17 protein-coding genes are annotated in these 20170 nt (G+C 76.7%); 9 read left to right on the top strand and 8 right to left on the bottom strand.

The features are described 5' to 3' along the window. Window positions 1-207: 207 nt before the first annotated feature. Window positions 208-2013 carry a gamma-glutamyltransferase gene (ggt, locus tag ACIP60_RS02455; RefSeq protein ID WP_400679125.1) on the top strand — a complete coding sequence of 602 codons (1806 nt, stop codon included), beginning with the start codon at window positions 208-210 and terminating at the stop codon, window positions 2011-2013. A gap of 109 nt (window positions 2014-2122) precedes the next feature. Then, window positions 2123-2926 (top strand): exodeoxyribonuclease III, encoded by an 804-nt coding sequence (locus ACIP60_RS02460; RefSeq protein ID WP_100839472.1) that lies wholly within the window; start codon window positions 2123-2125, stop codon window positions 2924-2926. 7 nt (window positions 2927-2933) lie between these two features. Here ACIP60_RS02460 and ACIP60_RS02465 read toward each other — a convergent pair whose 3' ends face one another. After that, window positions 2934-3461: a hypothetical protein gene (locus tag ACIP60_RS02465; RefSeq protein WP_400679129.1), complete on the bottom strand. Its 528-nt coding sequence runs from the start codon at window positions 3459-3461 to the stop codon at window positions 2934-2936. A 112-nt stretch (window positions 3462-3573) separates the two neighbouring features. On the opposite strand from ACIP60_RS02465, the gene ACIP60_RS02470 reads away from it, so the two are divergent. The 4 genes from ACIP60_RS02470 (at window position 3574) to ACIP60_RS02485 (ending at window position 7885) form a co-directional block, all read left to right on the top strand. Beyond that, on the top strand, window positions 3574-4101 hold the full coding sequence (locus ACIP60_RS02470; RefSeq protein ID WP_400679131.1) for a PadR family transcriptional regulator: 528 nt from the start codon (window positions 3574-3576) through the stop codon (window positions 4099-4101). Further along, the gene (locus tag ACIP60_RS02475; protein WP_400679134.1) at window positions 4098-4784 is read left to right on the top strand and encodes an ABC transporter ATP-binding protein; all 687 of its coding nucleotides are present in this window, start codon (window positions 4098-4100) and stop codon (window positions 4782-4784) included. Before ACIP60_RS02470 ends, ACIP60_RS02475 begins: the two co-directional genes overlap by 4 nt. Then, on the top strand, window positions 4781-7117 hold the full coding sequence (locus ACIP60_RS02480; protein WP_400679137.1) for an FtsX-like permease family protein: 2337 nt from the start codon (window positions 4781-4783) through the stop codon (window positions 7115-7117). The genes ACIP60_RS02475 and ACIP60_RS02480 overlap by 4 nt, the downstream gene beginning before the upstream one ends. A 177-nt stretch (window positions 7118-7294) precedes the next feature. Beyond that, window positions 7295-7885 (top strand): hypothetical protein, encoded by a 591-nt coding sequence (locus tag ACIP60_RS02485; protein ID WP_400679140.1) that lies wholly within the window; start codon window positions 7295-7297, stop codon window positions 7883-7885. Between the two features lie 108 nt (window positions 7886-7993). On the opposite strand, the gene ACIP60_RS02490 is transcribed toward ACIP60_RS02485, so the two are convergent. Together ACIP60_RS02490 and ACIP60_RS02495 are read right to left on the bottom strand one after the other, a co-directional pair. Next, on the bottom strand, window positions 7994-8656 hold the full coding sequence (locus ACIP60_RS02490; RefSeq protein WP_400679142.1) for a lysoplasmalogenase: 663 nt from the start codon (window positions 8654-8656) through the stop codon (window positions 7994-7996). After that, on the bottom strand, window positions 8653-9534 hold the full coding sequence (locus tag ACIP60_RS02495; protein WP_400679144.1) for a sterol desaturase family protein: 882 nt from the start codon (window positions 9532-9534) through the stop codon (window positions 8653-8655). Before ACIP60_RS02495 ends, ACIP60_RS02490 begins: the two co-directional genes overlap by 4 nt. Before the next feature lie 89 nt (window positions 9535-9623). On the opposite strand from ACIP60_RS02495, the gene ACIP60_RS02500 reads away from it, so the two are divergent. After that, on the top strand, window positions 9624-11084 hold the full coding sequence (locus ACIP60_RS02500) for a DUF2398 family protein (RefSeq protein ID WP_400679146.1): 1461 nt from the start codon (window positions 9624-9626) through the stop codon (window positions 11082-11084). Window positions 11085-11165: 81 nt separating this feature from the next. On the opposite strand, the gene ACIP60_RS02505 is transcribed toward ACIP60_RS02500, so the two are convergent. The 5 genes from ACIP60_RS02505 to ACIP60_RS02525 form a co-directional block, all read right to left on the bottom strand. Next, entirely contained in the window at window positions 11166-11381 is a 216-nt protein-coding gene (locus ACIP60_RS02505; RefSeq protein WP_100839466.1) for a cold-shock protein, read from the bottom strand. Window positions 11382-11450: 69 nt separating this feature from the next. Next, window positions 11451-11636: a hypothetical protein gene (locus ACIP60_RS02510; protein WP_400679149.1), complete on the bottom strand. Its 186-nt coding sequence runs from the start codon at window positions 11634-11636 to the stop codon at window positions 11451-11453. Window positions 11637-12046: 410 nt separating this feature from the next. Beyond that, window positions 12047-13690: a BCCT family transporter gene (locus ACIP60_RS02515; RefSeq protein WP_400679151.1), complete on the bottom strand. Its 1644-nt coding sequence runs from the start codon at window positions 13688-13690 to the stop codon at window positions 12047-12049. 142 nt (window positions 13691-13832) lie between these two features. Beyond that, window positions 13833-14462, bottom strand: a complete 630-nt coding sequence (locus tag ACIP60_RS02520; RefSeq protein WP_400679153.1) for a TetR/AcrR family transcriptional regulator — start codon at window positions 14460-14462, stop codon at window positions 13833-13835. Window positions 14463-14590: 128 nt separating this feature from the next. Continuing rightward, window positions 14591-15532: an acyl-CoA thioesterase II gene (locus tag ACIP60_RS02525; protein WP_111551899.1), complete on the bottom strand. Its 942-nt coding sequence runs from the start codon at window positions 15530-15532 to the stop codon at window positions 14591-14593. A gap of 183 nt (window positions 15533-15715) precedes the next feature. On the opposite strand from ACIP60_RS02525, the gene ACIP60_RS02530 reads away from it, so the two are divergent. Both ACIP60_RS02530 and ACIP60_RS02535 read left to right on the top strand, forming a co-directional pair. After that, on the top strand, window positions 15716-17065 hold the full coding sequence (locus ACIP60_RS02530; RefSeq protein ID WP_400679155.1) for an SWIM zinc finger family protein: 1350 nt from the start codon (window positions 15716-15718) through the stop codon (window positions 17063-17065). Further along, on the top strand, window positions 17062-19968 hold the full coding sequence (locus ACIP60_RS02535) for a hypothetical protein (protein ID WP_400679156.1): 2907 nt from the start codon (window positions 17062-17064) through the stop codon (window positions 19966-19968). The genes ACIP60_RS02530 and ACIP60_RS02535 overlap by 4 nt, the downstream gene beginning before the upstream one ends. Window positions 19969-20170 lie beyond the last annotated feature (202 nt).

Consider the following 20170-nt stretch of genomic DNA (forward strand, 5'->3'; position numbering starts at 1 on the left):
CCCGGACGGGTGGCCGGCGGGCCCCGCCCCGCGCGCCCCGCCGGGCCGGCGGACCAGCCCGTGAACGTCCGAACGGGCCTGTTGTTACGGCGACTTGGCGCCCTGTCACGTATTCGACTTGTTTTCGGCCCAGCCCGGGGCGGCGCCTTGTCGCGTGCGCGACGGGTGTGGGAGAACGGGGGACCGACGCCGACCCAGGGAGGCCGCATGCGCGCCCGCGCCCGTCTCGTCCCCGCCCTCGCGCTCCTCACCGCCACCGGCCTGCTGGGCGCCGCCGCCCCCGCGCGGGCCGATCAGGCCGGGCAGGCCCCGCCGGGCAAGCAGCCGGTCGCGGTCGGCTGGGGCGGGGCGGTGGCCAGCGTGGACGCCGACGCCACCGCCGCCGGGCTGGAGGTGCTGCGGCGCGGCGGCAACGCGGTGGACGCCGCCGTCGCGACCGCCGCCGCGCTCGGCGTCACCGAGCCCTACTCGGCCGGGATCGGCGGCGGCGGGTACTTCGTCCACTACGACGCCCGCACCGGCGAGGTGGAGACGATCGACGGCCGCGAGACCGCCTCCCGGCACGCCGACAGCTCGCTGTTCCTGGAGAACGGCACCCCGCTGCCCTTCGACGACGCCGTCACCAGCGGCCTGTCCATCGGCGTGCCCGGCACCGCCGCGACCTGGGAGCAGGCGCTGCGCCGCTGGGGCAGCCGGAGCCTGGGCCAGGTGCTGGAGCCCGCCGAGCGGATCGCCGACCGCGGCTTCACCGTCGACCAGACCTTCCAGGACCAGACCGCCGCCAACCGGGCCAGGTTCCAGGACTTCCCGGCCAGCCGCGCGCTGTTCCTGCCGCACGGGCAGCTCCCGGCGGTCGGCTCCACCCTGCGCAACCCCGACCTGGCCGCCACCTACCGGGAACTGGGCCGCCGGGGCACCGACGCGCTCTACCGGGGCCCGATCGGCGCCGACATCGTCCGCACCCTCCAGCACCCGCCGGTCGACCCCGCCTCCGGCCGCAACGCCCGCCCCGGCCGGGTCGACGCCGCCGACCTGGCCGCCTACCGGGTCCGCGCCCAGGACCCGACCCACGTGAACTACCGGGGCCTGGACGTGTACGGCATCGCGCCGTCCTCCTCCGGCGGGACGACCGTCGGCGAGGCGCTCAACATCCTGTCCGGCAGCAGCCGGGCCGACCTCGCCGACCCGCTCCGGTACGACCACCGCTACCTGGAGGCCAGCCGGATCGCCTTCGCCGACCGCAACCGCTGGGTCGGCGACCCGAGCGCCGTGCAGGTGCCGACCCGCCAACTGCTCTCCCCGTCCTACGCCGCCGCCCGGGCCTGCCTGATCCGCCCGGACCGCGCGCTGACCAGCCCGCTCGCCCCCGGCGACCCGTACCACCCGGCGGCCTGCGGCAGCAGCGGGCAGCCGGCCGCCGAACCGTACGAGGGGCAGAGCACCACCCACCTGACGGTCGCCGACCGCTGGGGGAACGTGGTCGCGTACACGCTGACCATCGAGCAGACCGGCGGCAGCGGCATCACCGTGCCCGGCCGCGGCTTCCTGCTCAACAACGAGCTGACCGACTTCAACTTCGCGCCGCTCACGCCGGGCGTCCCCGACCCCAACCTGCCCGGCCCGGGCAAGCGGCCGCGCTCCTCGATCTCGCCGACCATCGTGCTCAAGGGCGGCAAGCCGTACCTGGCGCTCGGCTCGCCCGGCGGCGCGACCATCATCACCACCGTGCTCCAGGTCCTCACCGGCCGGGTCGACCGCGGGCTGACGCTGGAACAGGCCATCGCCGCGCCCCGGGCCAGCCAGCGCAACACCGCCGCCACCCAGGCCGAACCGGCCTTCCTGGCCTCGCCCGAGGCGGCGCGGCTCCAGGCGCTGGGCCACGTGTTCACCTCCACCCCGGAGATCGGCGCGGCCACCGGCGTCGAACGGCTCCCGGACGGCCGCTGGCTGGCCGCCGCCGAACCGGTCCGCCGCGGCGGCGGCGCGGCGGGGGTGGTGCGGCCCGCGCGCTGAGCCGCCGTCAGCTGCCGGACGCCGTCGGTGGCGGACGGTATGTTCGGACGGGGTGTCCGGCCCGCGCGCCGGGTGCCCCGTCCGTCCGCACCGCCGAGGGAAGGCCGCCGTGACCGTCCGCATCGCCACCTGGAACATCAACTCCGTCACCGCCCGGCTGCCCAAGCTGCTGGAGTGGCTGGAGTCCGCCGCACCGGACGTGCTCTGCCTCCAGGAGCTCAAGTGCGCCACCGACGCGTTCCCCGCCGAGGCGGTCGCCGAACTGGGCTACGCCTCCGCCGCGCACGGCGACGGCCGGTGGAACGGCGTGGCCCTGCTGTCGCGGATCGGCCTGGAGGACGTGGTCCGCGACCTGCCCGGCCAGCCCGGCTACCTCGCCGAGGACGCGCCGCTCCCGGTGGTCGAGCCGCGCGCCGTCGCCGCGACCTGCGGCCCGGTCCGGGTCTGGTCGGTGTACGTGCCCAACGGCCGCGAGGTCGACCACGCGCACTACCGCTACAAGCTGGAGTGGCTGGCCGCGCTGCGCGACGCCGTCCGCGAGGACGCCGCGGGCGGGCGCCCGTTCGCCGTGCTCGGCGACTTCAACGTCGCCCCCACCGACGAGGACGTCTTCGACGTCGCCGTCTTCGAGGGACTCACCCACGTCACCGCCCCCGAGCGCGCCGCCCTCACCGCCCTCCAGGAGACCGGCCTGCGGGACGTCGTCCCGCGCCCCCTCAAGTACGACCGGCCGTACACCTTCTGGGACTACCGGGCGCTGGCCTTCCCGAAGAACCGCGGCATGCGGATCGACCTGACGTACGCCAACAAGCCGTTCGCGGACGCCGTCACCGACACCTACGTCGACCGCGAGGCCCGCAAGGGCAAGGGCACGTCGGACCACGCGCCGGTGGTGGTCGACCTCGACCTCTGAGCCCGGGTCAGGAGAGCAGCCCGCCGAGGACGGCCGACAGGAAGCCGCACAGCACCGGATTGGCGTTGGCGCGGTCCAGCCCCGCCCAGGTGTACACCGCCAGCGCGAGCACCCGCAGCGGGTCGGCCCCCTCCTGCTCCCACCCCCGGAAGGAACTGCGGGCCACCGTCCGCCCGTCCTCCAGCAGTTCGGCGCGGGCCAGCCCCCGGCGGACGAAGCACAGGGTACGCCCGCCGCCGTGGAACTCCACCCGGCGGCGGGAGCGCCGGAGGCCGCCGCGCACGACGATCCGCAGTTCGGCGCCCTCGAAGCTGCCCACCGCGCCCCGGCGCAGCTCGGCGCCCCGCCCCGTGTGCAGCGCGAACCCGGGCAGTTCGGCCAGCGGCCGGCCGGCCAGGTTCAGCGACCACGCCTCCGGGCCGTTGACCGCCGGCAGGCCGAAGGCGTCCTTCCTCAACTGCCGCCGGTGCAGCAGCAGTTCGCCGAGCGGCGTGTCCGCCTTCGTCGTGAGGTGTTTCAGTGGTCCGAACCGCACCGTGCCCCCTCATCGGTGAAACCCCAGGTGGAGGCTAGTGGGTCGAAGGTCCGTGCGCCAGTATTCTTCGAGTGTATAGACGCGGAGTGTACGCGCGGCGTACGCTCCGGCCATGAGCGTTCCCCTCACCCTGCTCGGGCTCCTCGAACGCGAGCCCAGCCACGGCTACGACCTCAAGCGCGACTACGACGCCTTCTTCGGGCGCGGGAAGCCGCTGCCCTTCGGCCAGGTGTACGCGACCCTCGGGCGGCTCGCCCGGGACGGGAAGGTGGTGGTCGGCGAGCCCGAGGCCGGCGACGGGCCGGACCGCAAGCGGTACGTGATCACCGAGGCCGGGGCCACCGAGTTCGAGGACTGGCTGCGCGAGCCGGTCGCCGCCGAACCCCACCTGCAGACCGTGCTGTTCAGCAAGGTCGTGCTCGCCCTGATGCTCGGCCGCGACGCCGAGCACTACCTCGACACCCAGCGCGCCGCCCACCTGAAGCGGATGCGCGAACTCACCGAAGTCAAGCGCTCCGGCAGCCTGGTCGACGCCCTGCTCGCCGACCACGGCCTCTTCCACCTGGAGTCCGACCTGCGCTGGATCGACCTCACCGCCGCCCGGCTCGACGCCCTCGCCGCGGAGGTGGCCCGGCGATGACCGCCCCGCTGATCGAAGCCCGCGACGTCACCCTCTCCTTCGGCGAGACCCCCGCCCTGCGCGGCGCGAACCTGGCCGTCGGGGCGGGCGAGATCCTCGCCGTGATGGGCCCCTCCGGCTCCGGCAAGTCCACCCTGCTGCACTGCCTGGCCGGCATCCTCACCCCCGACAGCGGCGAGATCCACTTCGACGGCCGCCGGATCGACCGCCTCGGCGAACAGCGGCGCAGCGCGCTGCGCCGCGAGAGCTTCGGCTTCGTCTTCCAGTTCGGCCAGCTGGTACCGGAGTTGACGGCCGAGGAGAACGTCGCCCTGCCGCTGCTGCTCGGCGGTGCCAAGCGCGCCGACGCCCTGGCCCGGGCCCGCGCCTGGTTCCCCCGGCTCGGCCTGGACGGCCTCGGCGGGCGCCGCTCCGGCGAACTCTCCGGCGGCCAGGCGCAGCGCGTCGCGCTCGCCCGCGGACTCGTCGCCGAGCCGCGCGTCCTGTTCGCCGACGAACCCACCGGCGCGCTCGACTCGCTCACCGGCGAACACGTGATGGACCTGCTGGTCGACGCCGCCCGCGCCCAGGGCACCACCGTCGTCCTGGTCACCCACGAGGCCCGGACCGCCGCCTACGCCGACCGCGAGGCCGTCGTCCGCGACGGCCGCGCCACCTCGCCGACCGGGTGGGCCGCCGCGTGATCCGACTCGGCCTGCGCCTCGCCGTCAGCGGCGGACGCGAAGCACTGACCCGCCTGCTGGTCACCGCCGTCGCCGTCGCCGTCGGCGTCGGACTGCTGCTCACCACCCTCGCGGCCGTCAACGCCGTGCACGCCCAGAACGACCGCTACGCCTGGCTCAACACCGGTCTCACGGCCGCCCCCGCCGATCGGGAGGCGGCGGGGACGGCGGACGCGGACACGGGTGCGGCGGACACGGGCACGTCGGGCGCGGACGCGGCGGGCGGGGACGCGGCGGGCGGGGACCCGGACCGGAACGCGCCGATGTGGTGGCTGACCCGGCGCGACAGCTTCCAGGGCCGGGAGATCGGCCGGGTCGACGTCGCGCTCACCGGCGCCTCCGCCGCGCTCGCGCCCGGCGTGGACCGGATGCCCGCCGACGGCGAGTACTACCTGTCGCCCGCGCTGGCGGAGCTGGTCGACGCCACGCCCCCCGAGCAGCTCGGCGACCGCTTCCCCGGCCACCGGATCGGCGTCCTCGGCAAGGACGCGCTGCCCGCCCCCGACAGCCTGGTCGCCCTGGTCGGCCGCACCCCGCAGGCCCTCCAGGAGCTGGCGGGCGCCGCGCTGGTCGACCGGGTCGCCACCACCCCGCCCGACCGGTGCGCGGACTGCGTGGTCGGCATCAAGTCCGACGGCATCGCGCTGGTCCTGACCGTCGCCACCGGCGCCCTGGTGCTCCCCGTGCTGATCCTGATCGGCACCGCCACCCGCCTGACCGCCACCCGGCGCGAACGCCGCTTCGCCGCGATGCGCCTGGTCGGCGCGACCCCCCGGCAGGTCTCGGCGGTCTCCGCCGTCGAGGCCGTGCTCGCCGCCGCCGCGGGCGTGCTGCTCGGCTTCCTGCCCCACCTCGCGGTCCGCGGCCCGGTCGCCGACCTGGCGCTGAGCGGGGACCGGTTCTTCCCCTCCGACCTCACCCTGACGCCGCTCCAGCTCGCGGGCGTCGCCCTGGGCGTTCCGCTGGCGGCGGCCGTCGCCGCCCGGATCGCGCTGCGCCGGGTGCGGATCTCCCCGCTCGGGGTGAGCCGCCGGGCCACCCCGAAGCCGCCCCGGGCCTGGCGGGTGCTGCCGCTGCTGGCCGGGCTCGCCGAACTGGCGGTCTTCCTGCTCCGGCACCCCTCCTCGGTCGAGGGCCAGACCCGCGGCTACCTCTCCGCGTTCGCCCTGATCGTGCTGGGCCTGGTGCTCTCCGGCCCCTGGCTGACCGGGCGGGCCGCCGCCCTGCTGGCCCGGCGCACCCGGCGCCCGGCCGCCCTGATCGCGGCACGCCGCCTCGCCGACGACCCGACCGCCGGGTTCCGGGCCGTCAGCGGCCTGGTGCTGGCCCTGCTGGTGATGACCGCGACGGTCGGGATCATCACCGCGATGACCGCCGAACGCGGCCGTCCCGAGGGCGGCCGGCCGTTCGACCACGTGCTGACCGACGAACTCGGCAACGGCTACGCCCCGGACGGCCGCCCCGTTGCCCCCGGCCGCCCGGCCCCGCCCGGGCTGCTCGACCGCCTCTCGGCGATCCCGGGCGTGCACGGCGCGCTGCTGGTCCACCCCGTCCCCGGAGCGGTGCGGGTCGGCGACGGCGAGGAGCGCGACGTGGCGCAGGCCGTGGACTGCCGCCGCCTGGACGCCGTCCGGGTGTTCGGCCACTGCGCGCCGGGCGCGGCGACGGCGTACGTCCCGAACGTCTGGGCCGGCCGGCGCGACCACACCGGCGACGAGTGGCCCGCCGCCCCGTACACCGCCGAGCAGGCGGCGGCGCTCCCGGTGGTGCGGGTGGTGGTCGGCACCGACGGCTCGCAGGCCGCCGTCGAGCGGGCCCGGACGGTCGTGGACGCCGCGTACCCGGCGGTCCGGCAGTCGCTGACCCTGGCGGAGGAGCGGAAGCTGTCCGGCAGCGAGCTGGCGTCCTACCGGCAGCTCGCCGACGTGGTGATCCTGGCGACCTTCCCGATCGCGGGCTGCAGCCTGGCGGTCGGCGCCGCCGGGGCGCTCGGCGAGCGCAGGCGGCCGTTCAGCCTGCTGCGGCTGAGCGGGGTGCCGCTGCCGGTGCTGCGCCGGGTGGTGCTGATGGAGTCCGCGGTGCCGCTGCTGGTGGTCTCGGCGGTGGCGATCGGCGTCGGCCTGCTGGCCGCCGACCTGTTCCTGCGCTCGCAGCTGGAGTACACCCTGCACGCCCTCGACGCGGACTACTACCTGGTGGTGGCGGCCGGGCTGGGCGCCGCGCTGGCGGTCATCGGCGCCACCCTGCCGCTGCTGCGCCGGATCACCGGGCCGGAGGCCGCCCGCAACGAGTAGCGCGCCCGCCGGGCCGCCCGTCCCGAGCGGCCCGCGCGCCCGTGGCGGCCGGGGACGGACTCGAACGGCTGCACGGGTTCGCCGGGCCGGGTGGCACTGCCTAGCGTGGGCGGCAACTAGGAGTAGCGGGACGGACACCCGCCCGCTGCCCCCACTCCGACCCCCTGGAGGTACGGCATGCGCCCGACGCGCACCGCCGCCGCCGCACTGCTCGGCACCACCGTCCTGCTCGGCCTGGCCGGCACCGCTCCCGCGTCCGCGAAGGGCGGCGAACCCGCCTGGGTCAGCCCGGCGCAGGCCCAGCCCGGGCAGTCGGTCTCGGTCAGTGTCACGTGCGCGAGCAGCACGGAGAAGACCGTCACCGCGACCTCGCTGGCCTTCGCCGGCGGTTCCACCACGCTCAGCGTCGGCCCCGACGGCAAGTACTCGGGCAGCGCCACCGTCATCTCCGAACAGGAGATGGCCGCGGCCGCCGCCAAGCGCACCACCACCGACTCGTCCTGGGGCATCGACGGCAAGTGCCCCAACGGCGACGGCTTCGTCGGCGCGGTGGCCATCGCGGCCGCCGCCGCCAGCAGCGGCTCGGCCGCCGGGGCCGGGGTCTGGGAGGGCGCCCGGATCCCGCACGGCGGGGTGGAGACCGGCCTGGGCGGCTCGGTCGGCGTGGACGGCACCCGGCTGGCCGTCGGCGCGGGCCTGGTGGCCTCCGGCATCGGCGGGTTCTGGCTGCTGCGCCGCCGGGGCGCGGCCTCCGGCCGGGCCTCCTGAGCGGCCGTCCGGTACGAACCCACCGTACTCGGCAGGCCGCGCGTCCCCCGCGGCAGACGGCACGGGGAAGGGCGGCACCCGCAGCGGGTGCCGCCCTTCCGCGCGCGTTCAGTCCGTCCGGGTGGTGCGCTCCAGCGTCCCGAGGGTCAGCAGGTACTGGCCGACCAGGTAGGTCAGCATGATCAGGAAGCCGTGCGCGGGCAGGTGCCGCCAGCCCGCCAGGTCGGTGGCGATCAGGGTGTCGGAGAACAGGAACAGCGCCCCGCCCAGCCCCGCCCGCACGTTGACCTGCGAGGCGGTCACCGCGGTGGCGGCCAGCAGCAGGCTGTAGCACGCCACCGGGACGCGCATCCCGGCGTCCAGGTCCGGCCACAGCAGCACGATCAGCGCCGCCCAGACCACCGCGTAGCAGCCCGCCACGACCAGCGCCCGGCGGCGGTCGGCCAGCGCGCCGAGCTTCACGAACATCGTCACGTAGCAGACGTGGCCGGCCGCGAACGAGCCCATCCCGGCCAGGAACGCCACCGTCCCGCCGATCTCCAGCAGGATGTCGCCGCCCGCGCCGAACAGCAGCGCCGGCACCAGCAGCCGCGGCGTGCCGGGCTTCGCGGCGGCCCACACCCAGCCCGCCAGCAGCGGCATCAGCAGCGGCTTGGTGGCGTACTGCAGGGGCGTCAGGTGGACGGCGATCGCCAGCAGGTGCGCCACCGAGACGGCGGCGAAGGCGAACAGCAGGGCCCGCGCGGTGCGCGGGTCACGGGCGGGGGTCATGCGGTGGCACTCTCCGGTCCGGCGGCGGTGGCGGGGGGTTCGGTGCGCGGCCCGGGCTGCCAGCCCGGGCCCTTGGCCAGGTGGCGCAGCCGGTCTCCCCAGGTGGTCGCGGCGCGGACGTCCCGGGCGATCGAGGCGTACTCGTGGGTGGCGACCCGCAGCGGGTTGAAGGTGCCGATGTTCTTGGTCAGGCCGAACACCGGGCGCTCGGCCTCCGCCGCGAAGGAGCCGAACAGCCGGTCGAAGACGATCAGGATGCCGCCGAAGTTGCGGTCCAGGTAGCCGCCCTGCGAGGCGTGGTGCACCCGGTGGTGCGAGGGGGTGTTGAAGACGTACTCGACCGGGCGGGGCAGCTTCCCGATCCGCTCGGTGTGGATCCAGAACTGGTACACCAGGTTCGCCGAGGAGCAGAACGCCAGCGCCGCCGGGTGCACGCCCGCCAGCACCATCGGGACGAAGAACACCCAGCTGGTGGCCGAGGTCCAGGGCTGGCGCAGCGCGGTGGACAGGTTGTAGTGCCGGCTGGAGTGGTGCACCACGTGGCAGGCCCACAGCACCCGGATCACGTGGTGGCCCCGGTGCGACCAGTAGTAGAAGAAGTCCTGGGCGAGCAGCATCAGCGGCACCGTCCACCACAGCACCGGCACCCGCAGCGGCGTCAACTCGTAGAGGAACGAGTAGATCGCCACGATCGGGATCTTCCACCCCGCGTCGAACAGCAGCGAGCCCAGACCCATGGTCAGACTCGTCGCGGTGTCCTTCACGGCGTAGCCCCGCTCGTCCTCGTCCGGATGGAACCGGTACGAGACGATCTCCAGGACCGTGAGCAGCACGAAGGCCGGTATCGACCAGAGCACGACATCGGGCAGGTGTGGCATGCCCGGAACCCTAGGCGACGGCGGCGGCCGGCGGAAGAGGTTGTTACCGGCGCGTAGCGAGCGGTGCGGCGTCTAGGCTTGGCACCGACATGGAGCGGCACGAAGCAGCCGCCGGCCTCGCCACGGCGACCGGCGGGACGGGGACGCGGCGCACGGGCGGGGCAGGGCGGCTCGCCGCCCAGGCACGCCCCGGGGCAGCCGCGGACGGCCCGGCGCAGACCCGCCCGGTCGGCCGTCCGGGCGGTCGGCCGGCCGTCGAACCCGCCGCCGCGGCCGAGGAGTTGGCCGCCCGGTTCGCCGCCGCCGGACCCGCCGAGGCCGACCTGCTGGCCACCGCCGTGTTCGGCGCGTACGGGGCCCGGCACCTGGGCGGCGCACCCCAGCAGGCCGAACCCGCGCCCGGCACCAGCTGGTGGCACGGCCCCACCGTCCACCACAGCACCTCGCCGCTGTTCCGGCCGCTCGGCTACCGCCGGATACGCCGCGAGGCGCCCGCCCAGGCCGGCACCCGCCCCACCGGCGGCGGCCGGCACCGCAAACCCGAACGCCCCGCCGCCGCCGGCGCCCTCGCCGCCACCGCCGAACTGCGCACCGCCGCCCGGCTGCTGATGGCCCACCCGCTGGTCACCGCCGACGGGCCGCACGGCGCCGCGCTCCCGCTGATCCGGCGTCACGCCGAGGCGCTCGCCGAACACTTCCACGCTCTGCTCGGCTACCGGCTCACCCTCGGTCCCGCCCACGCCCGCCTGCACAAGGCCCCGCTGCCCGGCCGCACCCTGGCCGGACTCGACCCCGCCGGGTACGCCGCCCTCGCCCGCGCCCTGGCCGGCGGCTCCGCCGCCCCCGCCGCCGCCGCCCCCGCCCCGGTCCGCGCCCTGCTCGACGCGTGGCGCCCGCCCGCCGAACTCGCCGCCGACCTGCTCACCGCGCCCCCGCTGCCCGCCGCCGGACCCGAGGTGACCGTCCGCCGCCTGCTCGCCGAGACCCCCGTCGTCCGCTACGACGGACTCGCCCCCGCCGAACGCGCCCACCTGCTCGCCGCGGCCCCCGCCGAGACGGAACGATTCGCCGACTTCCTCGGCCTCACCGCCGAGATCCGCGCCGAGGGCGTCGCCCTGCTCGACCCCGCCGACGAACTCACCGACCTCGCCCTCCCCGGCCCCGGCACCCTCGCCCAGGCCGCCCTGCTGCTCGCCGAACGCCTGGTCGAGGAGCTCCGCCCGGCCGCCACCGAGAACGCCCCGCCCGCCGTCCTCGTCCCCGACGCCCTGATCGACGGCACCCTCGGCGACATCACCGACGACTACGGCATGAGCGCCGGCTGGGACGCGGGCTACCTCGCCGACCTCGCCGCCTTCCGCCGCGACGCACTCGACCTGCTCCACCGGATGGGCCTCGCCGCCCCGGCCGGCCGCACCTGGCTGCTGCTCGCCCCCGCCGCCCGCTACGCCCCCCGCGCCGAACCCGAGCCCCCCACCGGCACCGGCCGCCACTCCCGCCCGGCGACCGCCCCGGCGGCCGGGCGGGGGCGGGACCGGCAGGCGGCGTGAGGACGCCCGGTCGGCCGGCGCGGTCGGTGCCGGGCCGGTGGGTGATCGGTGGTGATCGGTGGGCGGTCAGCAGGTGGGCGGTCAGTAGGTGAGCGGGCGGACGTGCTCGGCGACGGCGCGGGGCTCCTCCCGCATCATGTCGTACCGGACGCGCTGGCCCTGGTGCAGGAAGCGGTGCGCGTCGGTGTCGGCGATCACCGAGTCGTAGTAGACCGTGACGTCGGGGCCGCCCGCGTCCGGGGTGATGTAGCCGTAGCCGTGCTCGATGCCGAACCACCGTACGGTGCCGGTCTCCATGGTGGACTCCCTTCCGGCCGGGTCAGTCCCAGTATCGGGTCCGGGCGCCGGGTCCACCACTCGTTCGGCTCAGCGGCCGGCCGGGGCCGCCTGCGCGGTCGGGGCCTGCTGCCGGACGGTCTCCACGGTGGCGCCGACGCCGAGCGAGCCCAGCGCCACCGAGGCCGCGACGGCGGCGCAGGCGAGCAGGCGGCGGTGGCGGCGGGGCAGCGGGAAGCGCGGGTCCTGGGCCGGGGAGACGGTGCGGGCGTTCATGGTGGAGAGCCTGGCAGCCGGGTGTTACGCGGTCGCGAAACGCGGGTGAAGTCTGGAAGGGATCTCGGCGTCGGAACCCCCGCTCCCGCATCCGCGCAGGTCGAACGCCTGACCGTGGACGCGCGCGGTGCGGCGGGCGGCATGCGGGCGGCATGCGGGCGGTGGCGGGGGTGGCGGCACGCGCGGCGGGGTGGCGGGGGCGGGCGCGGGCGGATGACGGCCGCCCGGCCCGCCGTTCGGCGTGGGTCCGACACGGACCAGGGTGCCACCGCCGCCGGGCGGCGTTGACCAGGGCGCACTCTTGGCGGAGGTCCGGGAGTCGGCCGCTCGGCCGGGCGCTCGGCCGGGCGCTCGGCCGGGCGCCGCACAGGCTGCCGGGCCGGCCGGGGGCCGCGGGCCCGACGGCGGGTTCACTCCTGCGGGCGAGACCGGTCGGGGTGCTCCGTCCCGACGCTGGTGCCGACCGCGTCGCGCAGGCCGTGCGCGGGACGCGGGTGGGGCGCGCCCGCCGCCGGGTCGGTGCGCAGCTCGCGCACCAGGGCCACGCACAGCCCCAGCATGACCAGCACGAACGGCAGCGCGACCAGGACGGTGGCGTTCTGCAGCGCGGTCAGCCCGCCCGCCAGCAGCAGGGCGGCGGCCACGCCCGCCATCAGCACGCCCCAGACCACCACCAGCCAGGTGCGCGGGTGCAGGGCGCCGCCGGCGGAGAGCGAGCCGAGCACCAGGGCGGCCGAGTCGGCGGAGGTGATGAAGTACAGCATCACCAGCAGCACCGCGACCACGCTGGTGACCGCGCCCAGCGGCAGCGCCTTCAGCATCTCGAACAGCCCGGCGTCCGCGCCCCGCGGGATGGTGGCCACCAGGTCGGCCGCGCCGGTCGCCTGCAGCCGGATCGCCGAGCCGCCCATCACCACGAACCACGCCGCGGTCGCCCCGCTGGGCACCAGCAGCACGCCGACCAGGAACTGGCGCACCGTCCGGCCCCGGGAGATCCGGGCGATGAAGGTGCCGACGAACGGGGCCCAGGACAGCCACCACGCCCAGTAGAAGACCGTCCAGGTGCCCAGCCAGTCCTCGTCCGTGAACGCCCCGGTCTGGGTGGCCAGCACCACCAGGTCGGAGAGGTAGCCGCCGACCGTCGAGGGCAGCGCGTCCAGCACGAAGACGGTCGGGCCGACCACGAACACGAACACCATCAGCAGGGCGGCCAGCACCACGCTGACGGTCGACAGCCACTTCACGCCGCGGTGCACGCCCGACATCGCGGACAGCACGAACGCGCTGCCCAGGGCCGCGATCACCACCAGCTCGACGCCCTCGGTGGCCCGGACGTCGGTGACGTAGCCCAGGCCGCCCGCCACCTGGATCGCGCCCAGGCCCAGGCTGGTCGCCGAGCCGAACACGGTGGCGAACACCGACAGCAGGTCGATCAGCCGGCCCGGCCAGCCGTTCGCCCCGCGCTCGCCGATCAGCGGCACGAACGCCGCCGACATCCGGTTGCCCCGGCCCTTGCGGAAGGTCGTGTAGGCCAGCGCCAGACCGCCCACCGCGTAGATCGCCCACGGGTGCAGCGTCCAGTGGAACAGCGAGAACTCCAGCGCCCGCTGCGCCGCCGCCGCGCTCTGCGGGGCCGGGCCGGAGCCCGGCTGCGGCTGCGCGTACAGCTGGAGCGGCTCGCCGACGCCGTAGAACAGCAGGCCGATGCCCATCCCGGCGGAGAACATCATCGCCACCCAGGCCAGCGTGGAGAACTCCGGCTCCTCACCGTCCCGGCCCAGCGGGACCCGGCCGAACCGGCTGACCGCCAGCACCACCGCGAGCAGCAGGAACACGTCCGCGGCCACCACGAACAGCCAGCCGAAGTTGTGCAGCACCCAGGCCAGCCCGGTGTCCGAGACCCGGCCCAGCGAGTCCTCCGCGCACACCCCCCAGGCCACCACCCCCAGCACGGCGGCCGCGCCGACCCCGAACACCACCCGGTCCAGCGGGAGGGCGCCGGCGTCCGGCGCGGCGGGCTGACGGTCCGTCGAGGGCTCCGAAGGCGTGGGCATACGGGGCACTATGTCCACAACCGGGCCCAGGAGGGGGCGCGGCACGCCGGAACGCGGCGGGGGCACGGCGGGTCGGCGCGGGGGCGCAGCGGGTCGGCGGAACGCCGCGGGCGGCGCGGCCGACGGCGGGTCAGGCGGCGGGTCAGGCGGCCGGGACCGGGGGCGGCTCGTACGGCGTCAGCACCATCCGGACCATCTCCTCCAGCCGGGTGCGGGCGTCGTCCAGCGTGGTCCGCCCGGTCACCCAGGACGTCAACTCGCCCTGCCAGGCGTGCCCCACCATGTGCCGCACCAGCTCCCCGGGGGCCGGCGGGACCTCCGGCAGCACCGCCCCCAGCGCCGCCCGGTCCGCCCGGGCCAGGCCCTGTAGCGCCTCGCTGGCGAAGGGGTCCGTGGAGGTGGCCACCGCCACCCGCAGCCGGGCCAGCTCCGGCTGCCGCTGGTACGCCCGCATCCCCCGCCGCACGAACCGCACCGCCCGCTCGGTCGGCGAGGCGCTGCGCCCCGCCCCCACCTCGCCGACCAGGTCGGCGAGCAGCAGCCGGTGCCAGTCCGCTATCGCGGCGGCGAGCAGGTGGTCCTTCGACGAGAAGTACCGGTAGGCGGTCCCGAGGGCCACGCCGGAGCGCTCCGACACCTGTTTCATCTGGAGGCGTTCCACGCCGATCTCGGTCACCAGGCCCAGGGCGGCGGACAGGAGGGATCCGCGGCGTTCCAGCTGACGGGGGGACATCGCCTCCACCGGACGAGGTGACAGGTCAACCTTGGTCACCCGAACCATGATACGGGGCGGCCCCGCACCGCGGTATGACGCGACGGGTCACCGGTGGGTGACGGGGGACGCGCGGCCGCTCGGGCGGTCGCGCGCGCGGCCTCTCGGGACGGCGGTCCGGCGGCAGGTCAGGGGGTGGGCGGGGCCTGCCGCGCCTGCTTCGGCCGCAGCTCGCGCAGCAGGGTCTCCTGGACGGCGGAGGCCACCAGCACCCCGTCCCGGTCGTAGAACTCGCCCATCGCCAGGCCCCGGCCGTCCGACGCGGACGGGCTGCGCTGCGCGAACAGCAGCCACTCGTCGGCGCGGAACGGGCGGTGGAACCACATCGCGTGGTCCAGCGAGGCCAGCGCGACCCGGGGTTCGGCGACCCGGTGCACCCGGTGCGGCTGGAGGTGCAGCGCCGTGGTCGAGGCCAGCGTCAGGTCGGACAGGTACGTCAACGCGCAGACCTGGAGCAGCGGGTCGTCCCCCGGCAGCGCGCTGCCCGTCCGCAGCCAGACGAACTGCTGCGGGACGCCCGGCAGTTCCGGCGGCATGCCGGGCGCACCGGCCGGGACGAAACGCATCTCCAGGGCCCGGAAGACCGTCGCGCCCGCGAACTCCTCCGGCGCGTCCCGCTGCCAGGCCAGGTACGGGTCCGGCAGCTCCTCCGGGCCCGGTACCGGCGGCATGGTGCGCTGCCGGTCGCCGGACGCCTCCGGGCGCTTGAACGACGCCGACATGGTGAAGATCACCTCACCGCGCTGGACCGCCGTCACCCGCCGGGTCGCGTACGAGCCGCCGTCCCGGGCCCGGTCCACCTGGTAGACGATCGGGCGGCGCGGATCGCCCGGACGCAGGAAGTACCCGTGCAGGCTGTGCACCCGGCGGGCCGGCTCCACCGTGCGCCCGGCCGAGGTCAGCGCCTGCGCCGCGACCTGCCCGCCGAACGCGCGCAGCGGCGCGCCCGCGTGGCAGTGGCCCCGGAACAGGTTCTCCTCCAGCTCCTCGATGCCGAGCAGCTCCGCGAAGGAGCGCAGTCCAGAGGCGGAGGCGGGCGTCGGGGCGGCGGGGGCGGTCACCCGGCCCATGCTAGAACACGTTGCAGTCGGCGGGAGCTGTGGTGCCCGTCACGTGCGCGGGGCGGGGGAGGGGTGAGCGGGGGCGGGTGGGGCGGGCGGGTCGGCGGGAGGGCGGCCGGGGTCGTGTCGGGAAGTCGTAGCGGGAAGTCGTGTCGGGAGGTCGTGTCGGGGGCGGAGGTTAGCGTTCCGCCCATGACCACGGCCGTTCACGCCCTGCGCTACCTGCACCCCTCCGCGCTCCGCCCCCGGCGGCTGGCCCTCGCCACCAGCGGCGGCGTCACCCCGGACGGCGAGGCCGCGCACCCCCGGTTCTTCGACGGCCTGCTGCGCCACCCCGACGCTGCGGCCGCCGCCCTGCTCGCCGTCGCCGACGTGGCCGCCGCCCGCTACCACCGGCCCGTGGGCGCCGACTCGCTCGACCCCGTGGTCACCGCCGACGGCGACCGGCTGCGCTTCGAGTCCTTCTCCGGCTGCGGCGGCGTGCACGCCCGGCTCGACGTCCTGCCCGAAGGGCTCGACGGCGCCGCCACCGGCCACGGCACCACCAACGTCGACGTCAACGCCCCGCTGCGCGAGGCCCTGCGGCTGCGCACCCCCGGCCAGCGGCTGGAACTCGCCGTCGGCGCCGGGGAACTGGCCGTCGGCGTCGGCACCGACACCCTGGTCGAACGCAAGGTCCCGCTGCCGGACCGCTGGCTCAAGGGCTTCGCCGAGACCCAGGTGATCACCGCCCGCTTCGACCTGCGCGCCCAGCTCCCCGCCGCCGAGGCCGTCCGCTTCCTGCGCACCCTCCCGACGGTCGGCCGCGGCGCCGTCCGCTGGGTCGTCCCGGCCGGCCCCGGCCTGCGCCCCGCCTCCCGTCCCGGCCCCGGCGCGATCTGCCTGCCCGGCCCCGAACGCCTGACCGCCCTGCGCCCGCTGCTGCGCCACGCCACCGCCCTGCGCGTCTACGCCCCGCCCGGCACCCCCGCCGGACCCACCGCCTCCGCCTGGGAACTCGCCCTCCCCGGCGGCCGGTTGACGCTCACCCTGTCGCCCGACAGCTCCCGCGGCTTCTCCGGTGAGGGCGGCCTGCTCGACCTGCTGGCCCGGGACACCCCCGCCGAGGACGTCGACGCGCTGGCCGCCCTGCTCGCCTGGGAGCCCCGGCTCGACCCGGCCGACCTCGCCGAGGACTCCGGCCTGTCCCCCGACCGGGTCCGCGCCGCCCTCGCCCACCTCGCCACGGCCGGCCAACTCGGCTACGACCTCGCCGACGCCGCCCACTTCCACCGCCGACTGCCCTACCGAGGCGGCCGGGCGGAGGACCGCAACCCCCGGCTCCGCTCCGCCCGCGCCCTGCTCGCCGCCGACGCCGTCGGCCCGGTCTCCGGGGACATCCGGGTGGTCACCGTCGGCGACCACGTCCACCACGTCCGGGTCGGCGCCGACGGCACCGCCCTCGGCTGCACCTGCCGCTGGTGGGCCCGCCACCGGGGCGGGCGCGGGCCGTGCAGCCACGTGCTCGCGGTGCGGATGAGCGCGGGAGAGGAGCGGCGGTGAGCGACGGGACCGCGGGCGGCGACGGGGCCGGGCAGCCGGTCGTGGGGGAGGCAGTGGGGACCGATAGGGCCGGGGAGTCGGTGGCGGTGGAGGCAGTGGGGACGGGTGGGGCCGGGGAGCCGGTGGGGGTGGAGGCGGTCGGGACGGGTGGGGCCGGGGAGTTGGCGGCGGCCGTCCGGGCGGCGGACTTCGCCCTGGTCGCCCGGCTGGTCGAGGCGATGCCGGAGGACCGGCGCCGGGCCGAACTGCCCCGGCTCCGGAAGCTGCGCCGCGAACTGCGCGACGGCGAGCACGCCCGGGGCGGCGCCGTGACCGCGCTGCTGATCGCCGGAGCGGTCTGCCACAGCGCCCCCTCCGGCGCCGCCGACTGGATCGGCGGCCGCGACTTCGACGTCCGGTCCTGGGCACAGCCCCCGCTGCTCGCCCTGCTGGACGCCCGGCCCGTCCACTGGCAGCGCGAGGTGGCCCTCCGGCTGGCCCGCCGCCCCGCCGACCGCACCGGCTGGGGCGACCCCACCCCCTACGAGATCGCCGAACACCTGCTGCGCCGCAGCGGCACCCCGCCGCCCGCCGAACCCGGCTTCGTCACCGAGTGGATGCGCGACCGCGGCGACCCGGCCCCCCGCCCCTGGCTGCGCGCGCTCCCGCCCGGCCCCGACCTGTACGCCCGGCTCGGCGCGGACGGCTTCGCCCCCGTCCTCGCCCCGCTGGTCTTCGACGCCGACACCGCCCAGCACCTGTCCGGCCCCTGGGCCGCCAAGGACCCGGCGCAGCGCTGGCCCGCCGTGCTGGCCCGGCTCGCCGCCGACGGCACCGTCGACCGTCCCGCACTGATCGGCCGGGGCTTCGCCCGGCTGGTGCGCGGCGGCGGGACGGGCGAACTGCGCACCTACCTGGAGGCACTGCGGGCCCTGGAGCCCGACCCGGACGAACTGGCCGACAACCGGCGGGCGTTGCTGGCACTGCTGGACGGCCCCTCGACGGTGGCCGGGTACGCGCAGGAGTCGCTGATCGCGCTGGACGACGCGGACCGGCTGACCGAGGAGGAGATCGCGGAGGCGTCCGGGGTGGTGCTGGCCCGGCCGGAGAAGAAGCTGGTCCGGGCCCAGTTGGGCTGGCTGGACCGGGTGGCGGCGCGCGGCCGGGCGGGACTCGCGCTGCGGGCGGTGGTTGACTGCTTCGGGCATCCGGACCGCCGGCTCCAGGCACAGGCGCTGAGAGTGACCGGACGCCATGTCGCCGGTGCCGGAGGAGAGTTGATGGCCGAACTGCGGGCCGCAGCGCTGCTGCTCGACCCGTCGAACGCCGGAGTCGCCGCCGAACTGCTCGGAACGCAGGTGCAGTCGGCGCTGGGGACGGCGGCGGAGGTGGAACCGGAGCCGGACCGGCTGCCGCAGCCGCCCCGCCGGATCGCGATGCCCGAGCCGCTCGGTACGGCCGCGCAGGTCGCCGAGGAACTGGCCGCTGCCCTGGCCGCCGGTTCGGCCGTCTCGGCCACTTCGGCCACCTCCGAGGAGAGCGTGTCCTTCGAGCGCGTCCTCGACGGCCTGGCCCGCCAGGTCTGGGCCGACCGGGACGCGCTCACCGCCGCCCTCGCCCCCGTCCTGCCGGACGGCGAATGGCGGGTGCTCGGCCGACTGGCCGCGACCGCCACCGGCGCCATCCCCAAGCAGCGGGTCTGGCGCGCCCTGCGCTTCCGGCCGGCCCACCTGTTCGGCCACGCCGAATTCCGCGGCCCCATCGGCGAGTTCCTCGCCGCTCGGCTGCACGAGACCGCCTGGCGGCTCGCCGCCGACCCCGTCCCGTTCCTGCTCGCCACCCCCAGCTGGCGCAACGGCGCCCTGGAGGCCGGGGAGTTGGCGGCGCGGCTGGCCCGCTACGAGGAACTGGGCGTGCGGCCCGGGCCGGTGGACTTCGCCCAGGCCCTGCTGCGGACGGCGGGCGACGACGACCCGGCCACCCTGGCCGCCGCGGACCGGCTGACCTCACCCGCCGGTCGGCGGCTGGCGGCCTGGCTGCGCACGGGCGGCCTGCCCCGGCGGACCTCCGCCCCGGTGCCGCCCGGCACCTGGACGTCCGGCGTCCGGTGCTCCGAGCACCGCCGCTACGCGTGCCAACCCGAGCTGACGGAAGCCGAGTCGGACCGCCTGGCGATACCCGCCCTGGACGTCCCCGGCGGCGGACCGGCGGACGCATCGGTGGGCGGAGGGCCGGTGGGCGGGCTGCCCCGCGAGGTGCGGGCCCTGCTCGGGCCGTCCGCGCCGTTCTTCCTCCGCTCCGCCGTGGAGAACAGCGCGCCCGGCGCCCGCTGGACCGCGCTGCTGCCGCACCACCGCGAGGAGTCGGCGCTCCGCATCACCGGCCTGCTCGCCGACTCCGCCCAGGACACCCCCGTCCGCGGCCACCCCCACCTGCTGCCCCTGCTGGCCGAGAACGGGGGCCCCTGCGGGTTCGCCGTCCACCAGGCGCTCGCCTACGGCCTCGGCGCGGGCCACGCGGAGGACCGCTCCGCGACCGTCGACGCGCTGCTCTCGCTGGCCGCCCAACAGCAGCTCGACCCGGCCGCGTTGGCCCGCGAGACGTCCGCGCTCCTGGCCCTCGGCGCGGTCAAGCCCAACCGCCTCGCCGCCACCCTCGCCGAACTCGCCGACCCCGCCCCGCGACTGACCTGGAGCATCCTCGCCGCCCTGCTCCCCGCCCTGCTCGACGGCCCGCCCCCGCGCGGAGCCGCCGACCTGGTCGCGGTCGCCGTCGACTGCGCCCGCCGCAGCGCCGCCCGCGGACCGATCGACGCGGTCACCCGCACCGCCGCCCGCCGGGGCGGCACCAAACTGCTCGCGGAGGCCCGGAACCTGGCGGCGCTGCTCGGCCAGGGCCGGTCCGGCGCGCTCGGGCGGACCTAGGTTCTGTCCGGTGGAGCGGGTGATCGTCTCGCACGGACCGTTGTGTCGCTCGTGGAGCCGGGTGATCTCACGAACGACGAGTGGCTGCAACTGGCACCGTTTCTACCGAAGGCCGGGTGCCGCGGCGGACGTCGGGCCGATCACCGGAGAGGGCCTCGGGCGTGTGCCAGCGGGGTCGCTCTCGTGTCCCGGCCATGGTCCG

Source organism: Kitasatospora sp. NPDC088783 (assembly GCF_044750705.1).
GTDB lineage: Bacteria > Actinomycetota > Actinomycetes > Streptomycetales > Streptomycetaceae > Kitasatospora > Kitasatospora fiedleri.